The organism is Sphingomonas kyeonggiensis (assembly GCF_030812785.1).
Classification (GTDB): domain Bacteria; phylum Pseudomonadota; class Alphaproteobacteria; order Sphingomonadales; family Sphingomonadaceae; genus Sphingomonas; species Sphingomonas kyeonggiensis_B.
The window spans coordinates 1,337,569-1,353,917 of sequence record NZ_JAUSTJ010000002.1 but is presented as its reverse complement, the minus strand read 5'-3'; the positions used below and the strand labels follow the sequence as shown (position 1 = coordinate 1,353,917).

Below are 16,349 nucleotides of genomic sequence, written 5' to 3'. Positions count from 1 at the left end.
TTTGCCGGCCAGGGAGACGCTTAGGTCTCCAGTTCCTGCTGTCCGGGGCATAGCGAAGGCGTGACGCCGGTCACCCGGTAGATTCCCCTGGGGTGCTTCGCGTTGGTGTTGCCGAGCGCGCTGTCGTCGCTGGTGTCACGCCGGTCGCGGACCATCATCGAGGCGACCTCGTTGAACTCGGTGCTCGGCGACAGCGAGGTCTGGATCAGCGGGGTATATTGGTAGCGCACCTGGACGAACATGGTGACGCCGCTGTCCGGCGCCGCCACCTGGCGATTGGTGGGGCCGATACCAGCCAGATTCTTGTCACCCTGTGCGCCATAGGTCGAATTGAGTGCTGTCTTCGCACCCTTGCAGCGCTGCCAGCGGATCCGCGACTTGCCCGAATTGGTAGGGTCCGGCTCGACGCTCGAGAGGATCACGCGGCCGTTGGTGAGCAGCTTGAGCTCGCCCGATTGCAGGTCGGCGCCGACCAGCAGGTCGCTGATGTCGGCCTCCGAGATCGTCTTGGCCTGGAGCTGGCTGCCGGAGCCGATGCGCGCAGCGTTGTCGGCCAGGTGCAGCGCGATCTGGCCGATCCGCATCTTGGTGATCACATAGTTGGTCAGCTCCGCACCGGCGAGGCTGAGCGTGAGCACGATGGGCAGCGAGAAGGAGAATTCGAGCAGCGCCACGCCGCTCTCGTTCCGGCGCAGGCGGTCGATCAACCGGGGCAGATAGCGTCGGGCGCGCGTCACGGGCAGTTCCTCACGGTCGGGGCCCCCTGGTCGCCATAGGGCTGGTTGCGCAATATCGTCGACGCGCTCACCGTGGTGGTGTTCGACCCGCCGATGATCCGGTAGATCGGGAAGAAGCGCGGATAGCTGACGGTCACGGTGTAGACCACGGCGTCCTTGGCGCCGCCCTGGCCCTCGTTGCCGCCGGTGGAATCCCATTTCTGGTTGCCGTTATTGTCCTCATAGGGCTCGCCCGGAGTGCCGCCCACCGGGCCGTCGCAGGTGCCGTTGCCATTGGTATCGGTGAACGGCTCGAACTTCGCCGCGGCGGCGTTGGCGAAGGTGCGGTACCACTTCCGCGTGATCGCCACCGTGGCGTTGTTCGCCAGCAGCTTGGCCTGCTGCGACACCTTGGCATCGAGGCCGCTCTGGGTATTGGCGGCGAGCCCGCTTTCCAGCGTCGCATCGCGCCCGACCTTTTGCACCACGCCCTGCAGCACCGCGCGCATGTAGAGCGTGTGCGCGATGTCGAAGGCGCCGAGCAGCAGCATGGCCATCACCGGCGAGACGATCGCGAATTCGACGATCGTCGCGCCGCGATCGTCGCGGGCGAGGCGGCGCAGCGCCCGGCGGGTCACTTGGTCAGCCTCAGCTGCGAAATCTGGTCGGCGATCGACTTGAAGGTCTTCTGCAGCGCAGCCGCATCGGTCGCGTCGAAGAAGCGCTCCGAAGTCGCGCATTTCTTCAGGCGATCCTTGGTGTCCTGGCTCTGACCCTCGCCGAAGTTGATCACCCACAGGGTGATGTTCTTCTTCTTCACCCAGTCGCAGATCGCCAGGAACCGCAGGTTCACCTGCTCGTCGAGCTGCGCCTTGGTCGGACTCTCGTCGGTCTGGCGGCTATCGAAGAAGGGCAGGCCATAAGCGGCATAGTCATAGGTCTGCGCGTTGGTATCGCCGTCGGTCATGAAGATCATGTGCCGCTCGATCTCGCCACCCTTGGGAGTATAGGCATTCTCGGTCTTGAAGATGCCGGTGGGCGACATGAACCGCGCCCCCCAGATCATGCCGATATCGTGATAGGTGTTGCCGTTGGGGGTGAGCGAGTTGACATAGTTCTGGAAGACAGTCGCGTCGGTCCAGGTCTGCAGCTTCCGCGCCTCGGTCGGGCAATAGAAGGTCGCGTTGTTGTTGTAGTCGGCGGTCGTGTTCGGTGCCGGATCGGCATTCCACCCGCTGGTGGGGTCCCAGCCGCTGCTGGGCCAGCTGGTGGCGTTGTAGTTCACGCCGTTCCCGGACCTGCGCGTGAAGATCAGGCGGGGGAGCGCGGGCTTCCAGCGCGTTTCGTCATTGGTCGGCACCATATCGATGTCGAGGTCCGTCGCCTCGGACGGGATCGGATCGTAATCGGTGGTCTTGTCGGTGGCGCGCTCCTCGATGCAGCCCGACCAGGTGATGGTGGCCGGGGTGACGTCGTTACCGGGCGTCGTGTCGCCGACGAGCGCGGTGAAGGAGCTGTTCCAGTTGCTGCCGCCGGCCTTGAGCCCGCTGACATCCACTTCGATGCTGTTGTAGGTCCAGCTGGCGAACTTCTCCTGATAGAAGGTCGTCGTGTCGGTGCGCTTGCGCCGGCAGCTCTTGTCGCTGCCCTGGGTATCGGGCGCGCCGTTCCATCCCCATTCGCCACTGTTGCCGCCATCGTTCGCGAAGCCGTCGCTGGGGAAGCTCGTCGCAACGGTAGCCGTCGGCGGCGGGCCGCCGGAGGTGGTGGGGGAGGGCGTGAAGCTGCCGAAGCTCGTATTGCCCATGAACTTCAGGCAATTGGCCTGGCTGATCGAGCCGCCGCCATAGCTTTCCCAATAGGTGGTCGTGCTCTGGGGCGGCACCGCCATATTGGCCTGGCGCGTCTGATAGAACCATTTGTCGGCGATATAGTCGTTGGGCAGCAGCTTGCCGACGTTGACGTTGGTCGAATAGGGCACGAAGCCGAAGCGGATCTGCACCTGATCGCCGGTGCCGCCGCTGGGCTCGTCGCCGTCGCAATCGACGTCGGGAATGTCGGTCCGCGCGACGATCTGGTAGAAGCACTTCACTGCCTTGCGAAGCGCCGCGATGCGCGAATTGGAATTGCCGTTGCAGCTCGAATCGCCGTTCGGGCAGTAATTCATCGAGCCGGTGGTATCGAGGACGAACATCACGTCGGTGTTCGGCAGGCGCATTTCGGCGTCGCAGGCGACCGAGAGCTGCTCATTGGTTTTGCCGAAGATGCGCATCAGCGTCATGGGCACGGTCGCGGAGGCGGTGCCGGAGACCTTGCCTGCCTTCTCGGTGAAGGTCTTCGCCACGGTCGCCGGATCGATGCCATAGGCATTCTTGTCGTAATTGGCGTCGAAATACTTCTCGGCCGTCTGGCGCGGCGTGTCGCCCCAGGTGCCGCCGCCCATCGTCTTGCGGCCCGCGAGCGCCGCGGCGTCGCATGCATGTTGCAGACGCGTCTTGACGATGTACATGCGGCTGATGTCGACGCCGCCGCCCACCATGCCCGCAAGGGGGATCAGCGCTATCGCCATGATGGCCAGCGTGTTGGCGCGCGTATCGCCCCCGAGCGCACCCAGAAAGGCGCGCGCCGACGCTGTATTCCCCCGTCCTTCGATCATAGAAGGGCCCCTAATCCCCGTTCAACGAGGTTCTTTGGATCCATTGTCGCTAAATACGTATAAATCCGGATGGTTAACGCCGGCCTTAAGACTGTTGGGACTCGCGGCGTGACGGGGCTCGTGGAGGATCCGGAACGAGATCTCGTCCTCACCTATGCGCGCGCCGACCGCCGGCCCGGGCTGGTGGCGCTGCTGGCGCTCGACGATGCGCTGGCCAAGCTGTTGCGGACCACGCGCGAGCCGGCGCTCGGCCAGATGCGGCTGGCGTGGTGGCGCGAAGCGCTGGAGAAGCTCGATCATGCGCCGGCGCCTGCCGAACCGGTGCTCAAGGCGCTGGAGGCCGAGGTGCTGCGCCACGGCATCACGGGTGCCGCACTGGTGCCGATCGTCCATGGCTGGGAAGTGCTGATCGAAGAAGAGCGGCTCGACGCCGATGCCATGCGCCGCTTCGGCGAGGGGCGGGGGCAGCTGTTCACCGCCGCCGGCGCGCTGCTCGGCAGCAAGGGCGACCCGCTCGCCCTTGCCGGGCAGGGCTGGGCGCTGGCCGACCTAGCGGGCAATCTGGAAGCCGAGGAGGAGCGGGTGATCGCCCGCGATCTCGCGCGCCCGCTGCTGGAGGGCGCGGCCGGGATGCGCTGGAGCAGGCCAGCACGCGCATTGGGGGCGCTCGCCCATCGCGCGCGGCTCGACCTTGCCGAGGCGCCCAAGGCGGCCGGTGCGCCCTCCCGGGTCGGGCGGCTGCTCTGGCACCGCCTCACTGGACGCTGACCGCGCGGCCGGGTTAGCCTCGCCCATGCAAGGGGGAGAGGGGCGAATGTGGCGCTATCTGGTGGGTGCGGGAGCGACTCTGCTGCTGGTCGTTGCCGGATTATTCCTGTTCCGCGGCGCCGCGAGCACCGAAACCAGGCTGCCTGCGGCCCCCGCGGCGGGAGTTGCGTCCGAAACGGAGCAGGATCTTCCCGCCGAGCCGCCCAGCGCTGCCGCGAAGACGCGCGAGCAGAAGCGCTTCGACCGGATCGACAAGGACAAGAACGACAGCATCGCCAAGGAGGAATTCTTCGCGCTGCGCCGCAAGCTGTTCGCCCGGCTCGATACCGATCATGACGGCAAGCTGGGCTTCGAGGAATGGTCGGTGAAGGCGGTGGAACGCTTTGCCGGTGCCGACAAGGACAAGTCGGGCACGCTCAGCCGCGCCGAGTTCGCCACCACCGCGGTCAAGCGCAAGCCGGCCAAGCCGCGCTGTGCCTGCGCCCCCGCCGCGACTGCGGCGAAGGCGCCGGCAACGGCTCAGGAAGCGTCGGCCGACGACAGCGAGGACTGAGCCATCCAGCCCTGCTTCGCCTTGCGGGCGCGATCGGTGTACATCAGCTTGCGATCGGCTTTCTTGGTCTTGCCCGGGATCGGCGGGAACAGGCCGAAATTGACGTTCATCGGCTGATAGGTCTCGGCCTCTGCCTCCCCGGTTATGTGCGAAAGTAGCGCCCCCAGGGCCATTTCGCGGGGCGGGGACGACAGCGTCTCGCCCGCCAGCTCGGCCGCGGCGAAGCGGCCTGCCAGGAGGCCGATGGCCGAGCTTTCGACATAACCCTCGCAGCCGGTGATCTGCCCGGCGAAACGGATATGTGGAGCGTTGCGGAGCCGAAGTTGAGCGTCGAGTAGTTCGGGCGACTTGATGAAGGTGTTGCGGTGCAAACCGCCCAGCCGCGCGAACTCGGCATTCTCCAGCCCAGGAATCGTCCGGAAAAGAGCGACTTGCTCGGCATATTTGAGCTTGGTCTGGAAGCCGACCATGTTCCACAAGGTCGCCGAGGCGTTGTCCTGGCGCAGCTGGACCACGGCATAGGGCCAGCGCCCGGTCTTCGGATCGTCGAGGCCGACGCCCTTCATCGGCCCGAAGCGGAGCGTCTCGACCCCGCGCTCCGCCATCACTTCGATCGGCATGCACCCTTCGAAGTACGGAACGTCTTCCCATTCGCGGAACTCGGTCTTCTCGCCGGCGAGCAATGCGGCGTGGAAGGCGTAATATTGCTCCTTGGTCATCGGGCAGTTGATGTAATCCTTGCCCGTGCCGCCGGGGCCGACCTTGTTCCAGCGCGACTGGAACCAGGCGACGTCCATGTCGATGCTCTCGCGGTGCACGATCGGGGCGATCGCGTCGAAGAAGGCGAGCTGGTCCTTGCCGGTGGCGGTGCCGATGCTTTCGGCCAGGCCTGGCGCGGTCAGCGGGCCGGTGGCGACGATGGTGAGTCCGCTCTCGGGCAGCCTGTCCACCCGCTCGCGGACGATCTCGATGTTGGGATGCGCCATCAGCGCCGCGGTCACCCCGTCGGAGAAACGGTCGCGATCCACCGCCAGCGCCGAGCCGGCGGGCACCTTGTGCAGGTCGCCCTGGGCCATGATCAGCGAGCCGAGGTCGCGCATCTCCTGGTGGAGCAGGCCGACGGCATTGTTCTGAGCGTCGTCCGAGCGGAAGCTGTTCGAGCAGACCAGCTCGGCCAGCCCCTCGGTCTGGTGCGCCGGCGTCATGGTGCCGCTGCCGCGCATTTCGGAGAGGCGGACCTTGAAACCCTTGTTCGCGAGCTGCCACGCGGCTTCTGAGCCGGCCAGGCCGCCGCCGATGATATGAATGTCGTGCATGCGCCCCCGATAGAGCGATGCTTGGCATTGCGCCAGTCACGCGGCATCAAGGGGAAATGGACCGTCTCCGTACCGAACCGCTCTTCACCGCCGCGCTGATCGCCGGCGCCAGCTATTTCGCCAATTACTGGCTCGAGGCGGGCGGCACTGCCGCTGTGGTGTGGAAGGGGGCGGGCGTCGGCCTGCTCGCGCTCTGGGCGCGCAACAAGGCGGTGAATGGCGACGGGCGGATGATCGGCGCGGTGCTGGCGCTCGGCGCGCTGGGCGACGTGCTGCTCGAGCTGCAGGGCATGGCGGCGGGCGGGCTTGCCTTCCTCGCGGGGCATTTCCTCGCCAGCTATCTCTATCTGCGCAACAAGCGCGTCCCCGCCGCGCAGTGGATCGCGCCGCCGGTCGCGATGGGCGTGGCGCTGCTCGCCTGGTGGGTGTTCAAGGGCGGCTATCAGGTCGAGCTGCTCGCCTTCTACGTGTTCGGCCTCTCGCTGATGACCGCATCGGCGATGCTCAGCCGGCTGGGCACACTGGTCGCCGCCGGCGCGCTGCTGTTCTTCGTCTCCGACTGGCTGATCTTCCTGCGCGAGGGGCGCATGATCGCGCCGCAGATCGCGCAGCTGCTGGTGTGGCCGACCTATTTCATCGGTCAGGCGTTGATCGCCTGGGGCGCGGTCCATGCGCTTCGCGGAGAAAAGGCGGCGGCATGAAGATCTTCACCATCGGCTATGAGGCGACGACGATGGACGAGTTCATCGCGGCGCTGCGCAAGGCCGGGGTGGAGCGCGTGATCGACGTGCGCGCGGTGCCGCTGTCTCGGCGCCCGGGCTTTTCCAAGAACATCCTCGCCGCCAGCCTTAAGGAGGCGGGGATCGATTATGTGCTGCTGAAGAATCTCGGCACGCCCAAGCTGGGGCGCGATGCCGCCAAGAAGGGCGACGTGAAGACGCTGCGCGCCGTCTATGACGGGCAGCTCCATCTGCCCGAGGCCCAGGCCGAGGCGGCGCAGATGCGCGCGCTGGCGGAAGAGAAGCCGAGCGCGCTGCTGTGCTTCGAGCGCAATCCCGAACATTGCCACCGCACGCTGCTGCTCGCCGCGGAAGGCGAGGGTGCCGAAGTGGTGGACCTCTACCCCTGATAAAGGCCGGGGCGGCCGGAATAAGGAATTCGGCCGCCCCGTAGGTTTGGGGGGCCGGCGACACAGAGGGGCAAGGCGCCGGCCCAGAACGCTCTGGCGGTCAGGTCTTGCTGTGGTGTTTCAGATTGTTGCGTGATCGGTCAGACCGTCTCGCCGGCCCGCACGATCGGCAGCGCGAAGCTGAAGATCGCACCGCCGTCGGGGCCATTTTCCGCCCAGAGCCGCCCGCCATGCGCCTCGACGATGGTCCGGCAGATCGGCAGCCCGAGCCCGGTGCCGCTCTCCTTGGTGGTGCGGAACGGCTCGAAGAGATTGTCGAGCATCGCCTCGCTCAAGCCCGGACCGGTATCGGCGATGCTGACCACCACTTCCTCAGGCTCGATTCGCGTGGTCACCGTCACTTCGCGCCGCTCGCGCCCGGCAGTGGCCTCCACGCCGTTGCGGATCAGGTTGGTCAGCACCTGCTCGATCTGGAGCGTGTCTCCGATCAGATTGGCGGGAAGGAAATCGAACTCGCATTCGATCTTGGCCTCGCGCGATCCCTTGAGCTGGCGTACCGCGGTGCAGGCCGATTTGATGACCGCGTTGAGATCGAGGTTCACCTGGGTGATCTCGCCGCTCACCGTGAAGGAGCGGATCTTGCGGATGATATCCCCGGCCCGCAACGCCTGAACCCGGGCGCGATCGAGTGCGTCGAGGATGTCGTGATCGGGATCGCCGCGCGAGCGGGTGAGGTAGCGGCAGGCTTCGAGATAATTGGTGATCGCGGCAAGCGGCTGGTTGAGCTCGTGCGCCAGGGTCGAGGCCATCGCACCCATGGCGTTCAGCCGGGCTAGGCGGAGCAGCTTCTCGTGCACCTCGCGCAGCTGGGCGTCGGCTTCCATGTCGCGGGTGATATCGATCACCAGCCCAAGCAGGCGCGGCTGGCCGTCATGCGGGTCATAGCGGCCCTGCAGCGTCACCCAGCGGCTCTCGCCGTCGGGCATGGTAAGCTGCAGCGTCATGTCGAGCGGCCCTTGGGTCTTCCGGGCATGCACGATCGCCTTGCGCAGCTCGATGACCTGATCGACGCCGAGCCGGTCGGCGACATCGGCCATGCGATATTCGCCTTCGTGCCATTCGAGGCCGAACAGGCGCGCGCTCTGCGGCGAATGGCGCGAGCCGCCACGGATCAGGTTGATCTCCCAGACGCCGACGCCCGCAGCTTCCTGGGCCAGGCGAAGAAGCTTCTCGCTCTCCTCCATCGCGCGCTGTGCATCGACGCGCCGCGAGATGTCGAGGATGACAATCGCGAGATAATCCCCCGTGCCGTCGCCCGAACGGACGAGATTGGCGGTGCAATGCACCGGGCGCCGGCTGCCATCGGGCAGTACGATGATGCGATCGTCGGAATAGAAGGGGACTTCGCCGCTCGCGAGCGCCTGGATCCCGTCGAGGCTCGACTGCCATTCTTCCGGAGAGCTGATCATCCGGCAGCTCGCCCCGATCAGCGCCTCGCGCGGATAGCCGGTCAGCTCGCAGATCCGGTCGTTCACCTCGAGGAACACGCCGTCGGTGGACAGGCGGCCGACGCCGACGCCGGCCTGCTCGAACACCGCGCGATAGCGGCGCTCGGCTTCCTCGAGCCTGCGCCGGTCTTCCATCTCGGCAGTGACGAATTCGCTGGTGATCACCACGCCGGCGACCTGGTCGTCCTCGTCGCGCCAGGGGCGGAAACTCCAGCGGACATAGTCGACGGTGCCGTCCGGATGGCGCAGGGCATCGGCGTTGCCCGAAAGCGCCTCGCCCGCCAGCACGCGGGCATATTGGTCACGGCGCTCGGGCGCGCAGACCGGGAAGACCTCGAAATGGCTGCGCCCTTCCACCGAAACATCCTCGGGCAGGCGGAAATCCGTGAGGAAGCGCTTCGACGCGGCGACGAAGTGGAGGTCCCGATCGAGGATCGCCACGGCCGATGTCGCATCGCGTGCCATGTTGGTCAGGTTGCGCCGCGCCATCTCGAGACGGCGTGCGGCGAGGCTTAGCTTGTCTTCCGCATGGCGTTCATCGGCATAGGCGGCGAGCAGGAATATCGTCACGCAGGTCACGGCGACGAAGATCTGCGCCAGGAGCTGGCGATGCACCGCCTCCGCAGTGGAGAAGGGGCCGGTGTCGATCTCGGTGCTCCACAGCACGATCACCGCGCTGATCGCTACCGAGGTCGTGGCGCCGCGAAGGTGCCAGCCGAGCGCGGCGAGCACCAGCGGCGGGAAGATCGCCCAGCTCATCGGGCTGCCGGTGGTCGTCAGGAAGGCATGAGCGGCGATGGCGCCGCAGAACAGCATGACGGCGATGAAGCCAATCCAGCGCAATGGCGACCAGCGCTCGCGCGGGGGCGTCGCCCAGACGAGCACCAGCGGCGCCACCAGGATCATGCCGATCCCTTGCTGGGCGAACTTGTCGACAAAGCTGAACGGGTGCCCCGCCGTGATCCCGCCGAGCGCGACGATCCCGGCGGCGACGAGCGATCCGGCCACCGCGGCTATAAAGATCCATAGGACCGAACGCGGATCGAGCAGTTCGTTCGCGTCGATGCCGCGGCGCTGGATCAGTGTCGCGGTGAGCAGCGCGCCAAGCGCCAGCCCCACCGCGCGGAAGCCCTGCTCGACCAGCGGGAAGGCGGATTGGAACAGCCAGTAAGTGACCAGCACCGCCAGTGCGAGCAGCGGCCAGAGCCGCGTGCTGGTCAACATCAGCCCGCCCACCGAGACGCCGATGGCAAGGCCCAGCGGGGGATTATGGCCGGTGAACTGGTACCAATAGGCCCAGGCGATGCAGCCGGCCAGAGCACCGACGAACAACATCAGCGCCGGACGCACCGCCGCAACCCAGTCTTCCGGCAGACGCTCCCTCACCGTTGCCATCCGATCTCCGTTCTCGGGGGAAGCCCATCGGAAATACTGACAGCGATGTAAATCCGCTAATTTACGGAATGGTTGCGCAATAATTTATCAAGCTGCGGCTTTTCTACGTTCCGCCATTTCCTCGTTGAGCATTTCAGCGAGCAGGAATGCGAGTTCCAGGCTCTGTCCTGCATTAAGGCGCGGGTCGCAATGCGTGTGGTAGCGATCGGCCAGCCCCTGCTCGGTGATGTCGATGGCGCCGCCGGTGCATTCGGTGACGTTCTGCCCGGTCATCTCGGCGTGGATGCCGCCCGCAAAGGTGCCTTCGGCGCGGTGCACGGCGAAGAAGCCGCGCACCTCGGCGAGAATGCGGTCGAACGGACGCGTCTTGTAGCCATTTGCTGCCTTGATGACGTTTCCGTGCATCGGGTCGCAGCTCCACACCACCGGATGCCCCTCGCGCTTCACCGCGCGGACGAGCTTGGGCAGGCCGGCCTCGATCTTGTCGTGCCCATAGCGGGTGATCAGCGTCATCCGGCCCGGCGTGCGGCTGGGGTTGAGCGTGTCGAGCAGACGCAGCAGGGCGTCCGGCTCGAGGCTCGGCCCGCACTTCATGCCGATCGGATTGCCGATGCCGCGCAGGAACTCGACATGCGCCGAACCCTCGAAACGCGTGCGGTCTCCGATCCACAGGAAGTGCGCCGAGGTGTCGTACCAGTCGCCGGTCAGCGAATCCTGGCGGGTCATCGCTTCCTCATAGGGAAGCAGCAGCGCCTCGTGGCTGGTGTAGAAGCTGGTCGCCTTCAATTGCGGCACGCTGTCCGCATCGATGCCGCAGGCGGCCATGAAGTCGAGCGCCTCGCCGATCCGGTCGGCGACGTCCGCGTATTTCTTCGCCCAAGGGCTGCGGCCCATGAAGTCGTGCGTCCATTTATGGACCTGGTGCAGGTTGGCATAGCCGCCCTGCGCGAAGGCGCGGAGCAGGTTGAGCGTCGCCGCCGACTGCGAATAGCCCTGCAGCATGCGCTGCGGATCGGGAATGCGCGCCTCGGGGGTGAAGGCGATGTCGTTGACATTGTCGCCGCGGTAGCTGGGCAGCTCGACGCCGTTGATCGTCTCGGTATCGGCCGAGCGCGGCTTGGCGAACTGGCCGGCCATGCGGCCAAGCTTCACCGTCGGCAGCTTCGAGGCGAAGGTGAGCACCACCGCCATCTGGAGCAGCACGCGGAAGGTGTCGCGGATGTTGTTCGGGTGGAACTCGGCGAAACTCTCGGCGCAGTCGCCGCCCTGGAGCAGGAACGCCTCGCCGCGCGACACCTTGGCCAGCTCGCTGGTCAGCTCGCGGGCCTCGCCGGCGAAGACGAGGGGCGGGAAGGAGGTCAGCTGGGTCGTCGCGGCGTCGAGTGCGCCCTGATCGGGGTAATTGGGCAGCTGGCGCGCCTCGGCGGCCTTCCAGCTCGAGGGGCTCCAGCTTGCATGCATGTCGTTCTCCGCATCGCGCACGGTGACGTTCCAGTCGGCGGCACCGGCGATGCCGTGCGCAGCAATCAGGTTCATCACCTTGGCGTTCGCGCGCTTGCCGTCCTTCTCCCAGCCCTGGACGGTGGAGCCAGGAATGTCGAACCACGCACCGAATGCGGCGCGGGTGAGGGAGCGTTCCTCGCGGAAGCGACGGATCTTGGTGCCTGCTAGTGTCGTCATGATGGGAGCGACTTACCCTTGCTGGGTAAAATCGTGCAAGTGAAAAATTTCCCTGCTGGGGTAAATCGCTAATCCGGCAGCGTCTCGGCCAGCTTGTCATATTGCAGGCCGATCCCGTGGAGGCGGGAGCCGTTATCCTCATAACCGTCGAGATAGATGCCGTGCTCGGTGTGGAGCAGCCTTGTGCCTTCGCCATCGGGCAGCAGCTCGATCGAGCAGAGGTTCACCGAGATCGGCTTGCCGTTGAGCTTCATCCGATAAGCGTAGACGATGCGGCTGTCAGGCACGATGTCGTGATAGGAGCAGTCGAAGCGGGTCACCGTGCCGCTCTTCCACTTGCCTTCGAGATGCTCGGTCCCGCCGACGCGGAAGTCGAAATGCCGGTCAACCATGTCCCAGGTCTCGTTCGGGCCGGAGAACCAGCGGGCCTTGCCTTCCTCGGTGGCGAAGGCGGCGAAGACCCTGGCAGGGCTCTGCCGGAAGCGGCGATCGATGACGAACTTGTCGTGGACGGCCTCGGCCATGTTCAATTCTCCTGATCTTGGGCGTCGAGGAATTTGGCGAGGCGGTCGTAGCGCGCCTCGGTCGCGCGGCGGCGCTCGGCGATCCATTGCTCCACCGCGGCTAGCGCCAGCGGCTCGAGCGTGCAGGTACGCACGCGGCCCTGCTTCTCGGTCCGCACCAGCCCGGCGCCCTCGAGCAGCCGGATGTGCTGGAGGAAGCTGGGCATCGCCATGCTGAAGCCACCGGCCAGCGCGCTGACGCTGGCGGGACCGTCGCCCAGCCGCTCGATCACCGCGCGACGGGTGGGATCGGCAAGCGCAGCGAAGGCGGCGTCGATTTGGTTAGGCATGAGGCTAAGTAATATCCTTTGCCGGCAAGATGCAAGGGAAACTTAGGTTTTTGCAAAACAAACCGTCACCCCGGCCTTGTGTCGGGGTCCACCATGCCTCACGCTTCGTCGCATGAGTCCCTAGCCCTGCGCCTGCCTCCCGGTGGACCGCGGCACAAGGCCGGGGTGACAAAGGAGGGGGCTAGTACCCTGCGGCCAGATCGACCTCATTCTTCAGTGGCCGCCCCTCCACGAACGCGTTGATGTTCTCCACGAACAGTGCCGCCGCGCGCAGGAACATGCGGGTCTGGCTGCGGCCGGAGAGGTGCATCGAGTGGATCACGTTCGGGGTAGTCCAGAGCGTATGCTCGGGCGGCAGCGGCTCGGGGGTGACCGTGTCGAGGAACGCCCCGGCGATGCGCCGCCTTGTGCAGGCCTCGATCAGCGCGTCCTGGTCGATCAGCTCGCCGCGGCCGACATTGACGATCCAGGCACTGGGCTTCATCGCCGCCAACTCCTCGGCGCCGATCATCGCGCGGCTTTCGTCCGTCGAGGGGGCGGCGAGGAACACCCAGTCGGTCTCGGGCAGCAGGGCGCGCCATGCGTCCGGCCCAACCGTGCCCTCGGCGCCGGAGCGGGTGACGCCGGTCACCTCCACGCCGAAGCCCTTCAGCCGCTCGCCGATCAGCCTGCCGATCGTGCCATAGCCGATCACCAGCGCCTTGCTCTCGAACAGCTCGAGCTTGCCCGGCGCGTCGACCGGCCATTCGTGACGGTCGGCGGCGCGGACGACCTGGTCGAAGCGCTTGGCGGCGACCAGTGCCCCCATCACCGCATATTCCGCCACCGTGTGCGCATTGACGCCGCAGCCATTGGTCACCCGCGTACCGCGCTCGCGCAGCAACCCGGTGTCGAGCGCGTCGAGCCCGGCATAGATGGTCGAGAGCCATTGCAGCCTGCCCGCCGCGGCGACGGTGCGCGCCCATTCGCGCGGGTTGTTGTTGTCGAGCCAGCCGATGTCCGCATCGCCGACGAGCGCGACGGCTTCGTCGGCGGAGGCGAACCAGTGGACGTCGAGCCCGGCGGGGAGCTGCGGCTCCACGAGCGGGCGGGCAAGGGCGGGGAGCACGGCCTTCATGGGCGGGAGGCTAGCGCGGGTTCAGGGCGGTTCAAGCCCATTCGGTTCCCCGGCTTTCGCCGGGGATCCGTTCAGTTCTGGTGATGCTCGGGGTTGCGATCCCGATCCCGGTCGCGGCCATGATCGGAGGTAGCGGTCGGCGAAGGCGAAGGCGTAGGCGAGGGCGAGCCGTCCGGACGACGATCGCCGCGATCGCGATCCCCGCGCGGGTTGTCGCGGGCATGGTCGCGCGCCTTTTCGGCCTGTTCGCGGCGATCAAGCGCCGCCTTTGCTGCTTCGTCGGCTTCGCGGATACGGTTCGCCTCGGGCGCGCGGGCCTTGCCGTCGTCGTCGAACTCGCGGACGGGCTTGCCCTCGCGGAAAGCATAGCTGCGCTCGCCGCGCTGGACGAAGAAGGGCTTGCTCTCGCCGGAGCGGAAATAGGCGACTTCCTTGCCGTCGCGGTCCGAGGTGCGGACGATCCTGCCGCCGCGGGTCCAGGCCCAGCCCTCGCCATAGCGGATGCGCTGGACGTTCCTGCCCGCGCGGATCTCGTCCTCGATCGTGCCGGCGTCGTGGAGCGGCGCGGCATCGGCGGCGCTGGTGCCGGCGGCCGCCTTGGGCACCGCGGCGACCGTCACCGCCGTCGCATCGTCGGAATCCTCGACCACCGGAACATCGTTCAGCGTCGCATCATTGGGGGCGACCGCATTGTCGACATCGACCACGGCATTGTCGGTGGTCCTGGGCGCCTGGTTGCAGGCACCCAGCGCCAGCGCGGCGACCAGGGCGGTGAGGGGCAGGGACTTCAGCATACGCAGATACTCCGTTGTCGCCCCTCTTCCCGAGAGGCGCAGCACGGAGTGCAACGCCCTGGCGGCCGTGATTATCCGCCGAGCAGCGGCTTCCAGTCCCAGCCCATCGGATCGCCATCCATCACCTCGACGCCGGCGGCGGCGAGTTCGTCGCGGATCGTGTCCGAGCGCTGGAAGTCCTTCACCAGCCGCGCTTCCTTGCGCTCGACCAGCCGGTCCTCGATCTCCTGCGCGGTGATCGTCGCGGCGGCCGGGCGCACGCGCAGGTCCTCGCGACTGAGCTCCAGCAGTCTGAGGCCCAGCACCGCGTCGAACTGGCGAAGCAGATCAACACGTTCGTAGGCGGTCAGTCGCTTGTCGGCGAGCATCTCGTCCAGCACCGGCAGCACCTTGGGCGTGTTGAGATCGTCGGAAGCCGCTTGGTCAAGGCGCTCGATATAGGCAGCCCCGATCAGCGACTGGTTGTCGACTTCGTCCTTCGCCTTGAGCGCCGTCACCGTCATCACCAGCCGCTTGAGCCGGGTCAGCGCGGCCGCCAGGTTCTCGGCCGAGAATTCCAGTTCGCTGCGATACTGCGCCTGCAGGCAGAGCAGGCGATAGGCGAGGGGATGCACACCCGCGTCGATCAGCGACTGGAGCGTGGTGAAGCCGCCCTTGGACTTCGACATCTTGCCCTGGCGATCGACCAGGAAATTGTTGTGCATCCAGAAATGCGAGCCCGTGTCCGAGCAGCCGCAGAACGCCTGGTTCTGTGCGATCTCGTTCGGGTGGTGGATCTCGCGGTGATCGATGCCGCCGGTGTGGATGTCGAACGGCGCCCCCAGATATTTGATGCTCATCACCGAGCATTCGAGGTGCCAGCCCGGCGCGCCCTTGCCCCAGGGGCTGTCCCATTCCATCTGGCGCTGCTCGCCCGGCGGCGACTTGCGCCAGATCGCGAAGTCCTGCGGATGGCGCTTGCCTTCCACCGCCTCGATCCGGCCTTCGCGGGCATCGTCCTGCGATCCGGCGAGCTTGCCGTAATCGGGCACGGTGGTGCTGTCGAAATACAGGCCCGAATCGAGCTCGTAGCAATGCTCGGGCGCGATCTTCTCGGCGAAGTCGATCATCTCGGCGATGTGATCGGTCGCCACCGACCAGCGCGTCGGCTGGCGGATGTTGAGATCGGCAATGTTCTGCTTGAACGCTGCGGTATAGTGCGCCGCGATATCCCAGATGCTCTTGGCCTGGGCCCGGGCCGCAGCCTCCATCTTGTCGTCACCGGCATCGGCGTCGCTGGTCAGATGGCCGACATCGGTGATGTTGATGACATGGGTGAGGGGATAGCCCTTCCAGCTCAGCACCCGGCTCAGCGTGTCAGTGAAGACGTACGCGCGCAGATTGCCGAGATGGGCATAGTTGTAGACCGTCGGTCCGCACGAATAGACGCGGACCCCTTTTTCGGGGTCGAGCGGCTGGAAGGCTTCCAGGCTGCGGGTCAGCGAATTGTAGAGTGTCAGTTGCGCGGTCATCCGGGCGGCATAGCGGCTCGGCGGGGCGCTGCAAGCCTCAGGCGGGCTCGGGTATCACCTCGACCGTGCTGTCCAGCGCCGCACGCACCATCGCGCTCCAGATCTCCGCCGGATCGTCGCCCGCTGCACGCCCGGCCTCGACCATCCCGCGAGTCGGCTCGCGCAGCGTATGCAGGATCGCGACCGCGCGGTTGATCTCGGCGCGCCAGATGCGCTCGACGATCACGCTCACCGGCTCGTCGGGCCCCTCATAGGCCTCGGCATTCGGGCTCACCATCTCGGCGACGATGACGCGCGCGATGCGCTCGACGGGTGAGGTCACGGCAATATCGGTCATAAGCGCTCCCATTCGC

General features: G+C 66.5%; 16 protein-coding genes. 4 read left to right on the top strand and 12 right to left on the bottom strand.

Going from position 1 to position 16,349, the window contains the following annotated elements; translation table 11 throughout:
• Positions 1–20: 20 nt before the first annotated feature.
• The 3 genes from J2W22_RS16040 to J2W22_RS16030 are packed head-to-tail and all read right to left on the bottom strand — an operon-like array spanning position 21 to position 3,372.
• Positions 21–737 (bottom strand): TadE/TadG family type IV pilus assembly protein, encoded by a 717-nt coding sequence (locus tag J2W22_RS16040; RefSeq protein ID WP_307119236.1) that lies wholly within the window; start codon positions 735–737, stop codon positions 21–23.
• Positions 734–1,354 (bottom strand): TadE family protein, encoded by a 621-nt coding sequence (locus tag J2W22_RS16035; protein ID WP_307119235.1) that lies wholly within the window; start codon positions 1,352–1,354, stop codon positions 734–736. Before J2W22_RS16035 ends, J2W22_RS16040 begins: the two co-directional genes overlap by 4 nt.
• Positions 1,351–3,372: a TadE/TadG family type IV pilus assembly protein gene (locus tag J2W22_RS16030; protein ID WP_307119234.1), complete on the bottom strand. Its 2,022-nt coding sequence runs from the start codon at positions 3,370–3,372 to the stop codon at positions 1,351–1,353. Before J2W22_RS16030 ends, J2W22_RS16035 begins: the two co-directional genes overlap by 4 nt.
• 108 nt (positions 3,373–3,480) lie before the next feature.
• On the opposite strand from J2W22_RS16030, the gene J2W22_RS16025 reads away from it, so the two are divergent.
• Both J2W22_RS16025 and J2W22_RS16020 read left to right on the top strand, forming a co-directional pair.
• Positions 3,481–4,140, top strand: coding sequence for a squalene/phytoene synthase family protein (locus tag J2W22_RS16025; RefSeq protein ID WP_307119233.1), 660 nt, complete (start codon positions 3,481–3,483; stop codon positions 4,138–4,140).
• Between the two features lie 46 nt (positions 4,141–4,186).
• A complete protein-coding gene (locus tag J2W22_RS16020) occupies positions 4,187–4,693 on the top strand; it encodes a histidine kinase (protein WP_307119232.1) in 507 nt (168 codons plus the stop codon).
• Here J2W22_RS16020 and trmFO read toward each other — a convergent pair.
• A complete protein-coding gene (trmFO, locus tag J2W22_RS16015; RefSeq protein WP_307119231.1) occupies positions 4,660–6,009 on the bottom strand; it encodes a methylenetetrahydrofolate--tRNA-(uracil(54)-C(5))-methyltransferase (FADH(2)-oxidizing) TrmFO in 1,350 nt (449 codons plus the stop codon). The two genes, J2W22_RS16020 and trmFO, sit on opposite strands and share 34 nt — an antisense overlap.
• A gap of 56 nt (positions 6,010–6,065) precedes the next feature.
• On the opposite strand from trmFO, the gene J2W22_RS16010 reads away from it, so the two are divergent.
• Positions 6,066–6,710: a lysoplasmalogenase family protein gene (locus J2W22_RS16010; RefSeq protein ID WP_307119230.1), complete on the top strand. Its 645-nt coding sequence runs from the start codon at positions 6,066–6,068 to the stop codon at positions 6,708–6,710.
• Positions 6,707–7,138: a DUF488 domain-containing protein gene (locus J2W22_RS16005; RefSeq protein WP_307119229.1), complete on the top strand. Its 432-nt coding sequence runs from the start codon at positions 6,707–6,709 to the stop codon at positions 7,136–7,138. Before J2W22_RS16010 ends, J2W22_RS16005 begins: the two co-directional genes overlap by 4 nt.
• A 140-nt stretch (positions 7,139–7,278) precedes the next feature.
• On the opposite strand, the gene J2W22_RS16000 is transcribed toward J2W22_RS16005, so the two are convergent.
• From J2W22_RS16000 to J2W22_RS15965, 8 genes are all read right to left on the bottom strand, one after another.
• Entirely contained in the window at positions 7,279–10,041 is a 2,763-nt protein-coding gene (locus J2W22_RS16000; RefSeq protein WP_307119228.1) for a PAS domain S-box protein, read from the bottom strand.
• Between the two features lie 87 nt (positions 10,042–10,128).
• A complete protein-coding gene (locus tag J2W22_RS15995; protein ID WP_307119601.1) occupies positions 10,129–11,502 on the bottom strand; it encodes a class II 3-deoxy-7-phosphoheptulonate synthase in 1,374 nt (457 codons plus the stop codon).
• A gap of 287 nt (positions 11,503–11,789) precedes the next feature.
• A complete protein-coding gene (locus J2W22_RS15990) occupies positions 11,790–12,245 on the bottom strand; it encodes an SRPBCC family protein (RefSeq protein WP_307119227.1) in 456 nt (151 codons plus the stop codon).
• A gap of 2 nt (positions 12,246–12,247) precedes the next feature.
• Positions 12,248–12,574 (bottom strand): ArsR/SmtB family transcription factor, encoded by a 327-nt coding sequence (locus J2W22_RS15985; protein ID WP_307119226.1) that lies wholly within the window; start codon positions 12,572–12,574, stop codon positions 12,248–12,250.
• 181 nt (positions 12,575–12,755) lie between these two features.
• Positions 12,756–13,691, bottom strand: coding sequence for a D-2-hydroxyacid dehydrogenase (locus J2W22_RS15980; protein WP_307119225.1), 936 nt, complete (start codon positions 13,689–13,691; stop codon positions 12,756–12,758).
• 71 nt (positions 13,692–13,762) lie between these two features.
• Complete coding sequence (locus tag J2W22_RS15975; RefSeq protein ID WP_307119224.1) at positions 13,763–14,485, bottom strand: hypothetical protein; 723 nt, start codon at positions 14,483–14,485, stop codon at positions 13,763–13,765.
• A 71-nt stretch (positions 14,486–14,556) separates the two neighbouring features.
• A complete protein-coding gene (gene cysS, locus J2W22_RS15970) occupies positions 14,557–15,996 on the bottom strand; it encodes a cysteine--tRNA ligase (RefSeq protein ID WP_307119223.1) in 1,440 nt (479 codons plus the stop codon).
• A gap of 37 nt (positions 15,997–16,033) precedes the next feature.
• Positions 16,034–16,333 (bottom strand): hypothetical protein, encoded by a 300-nt coding sequence (locus J2W22_RS15965; RefSeq protein WP_307119222.1) that lies wholly within the window; start codon positions 16,331–16,333, stop codon positions 16,034–16,036.
• Positions 16,334–16,349: the final 16 nt, after the last annotated feature.

Bases quoted from the DNA above. Each gene is read 5' to 3' on its own strand.
- J2W22_RS16030 (WP_307119234.1), bottom strand. From the start codon at position 3,372: ATGATCGAAGGACGGGGGAATACAGCGTCGGCGCGCGCCTTTCTGGGT.
- J2W22_RS16020 (WP_307119232.1), top strand. From the start codon at position 4,187: ATGTGGCGCTATCTGGTGGGTGCGGGAGCGACTCTGCTGCTGGTCGTT.
- trmFO (WP_307119231.1), bottom strand. From the start codon at position 6,009: ATGCACGACATTCATATCATCGGCGGCGGCCTGGCCGGCTCAGAAGCC.
- J2W22_RS16010 (WP_307119230.1), top strand. From the start codon at position 6,066: ATGGACCGTCTCCGTACCGAACCGCTCTTCACCGCCGCGCTGATCGCC.
- J2W22_RS16005 (WP_307119229.1), top strand. From the start codon at position 6,707: ATGAAGATCTTCACCATCGGCTATGAGGCGACGACGATGGACGAGTTC.
- J2W22_RS16000 (WP_307119228.1), bottom strand. From the start codon at position 10,041: ATGGCAACGGTGAGGGAGCGTCTGCCGGAAGACTGGGTTGCGGCGGTG.
- J2W22_RS15995 (WP_307119601.1), bottom strand. From the start codon at position 11,502: ATGCATGCAAGCTGGAGCCCCTCGAGCTGGAAGGCCGCCGAGGCGCGC.
- J2W22_RS15990 (WP_307119227.1), bottom strand. From the start codon at position 12,245: ATGGCCGAGGCCGTCCACGACAAGTTCGTCATCGATCGCCGCTTCCGG.
- J2W22_RS15985 (WP_307119226.1), bottom strand. From the start codon at position 12,574: ATGCCTAACCAAATCGACGCCGCCTTCGCTGCGCTTGCCGATCCCACC.
- J2W22_RS15980 (WP_307119225.1), bottom strand. From the start codon at position 13,691: ATGAAGGCCGTGCTCCCCGCCCTTGCCCGCCCGCTCGTGGAGCCGCAG.
- J2W22_RS15975 (WP_307119224.1), bottom strand. From the start codon at position 14,485: ATGCTGAAGTCCCTGCCCCTCACCGCCCTGGTCGCCGCGCTGGCGCTG.
- cysS (WP_307119223.1), bottom strand. From the start codon at position 15,996: ATGACCGCGCAACTGACACTCTACAATTCGCTGACCCGCAGCCTGGAA.
- J2W22_RS15965 (WP_307119222.1), bottom strand. From the start codon at position 16,333: ATGACCGATATTGCCGTGACCTCACCCGTCGAGCGCATCGCGCGCGTC.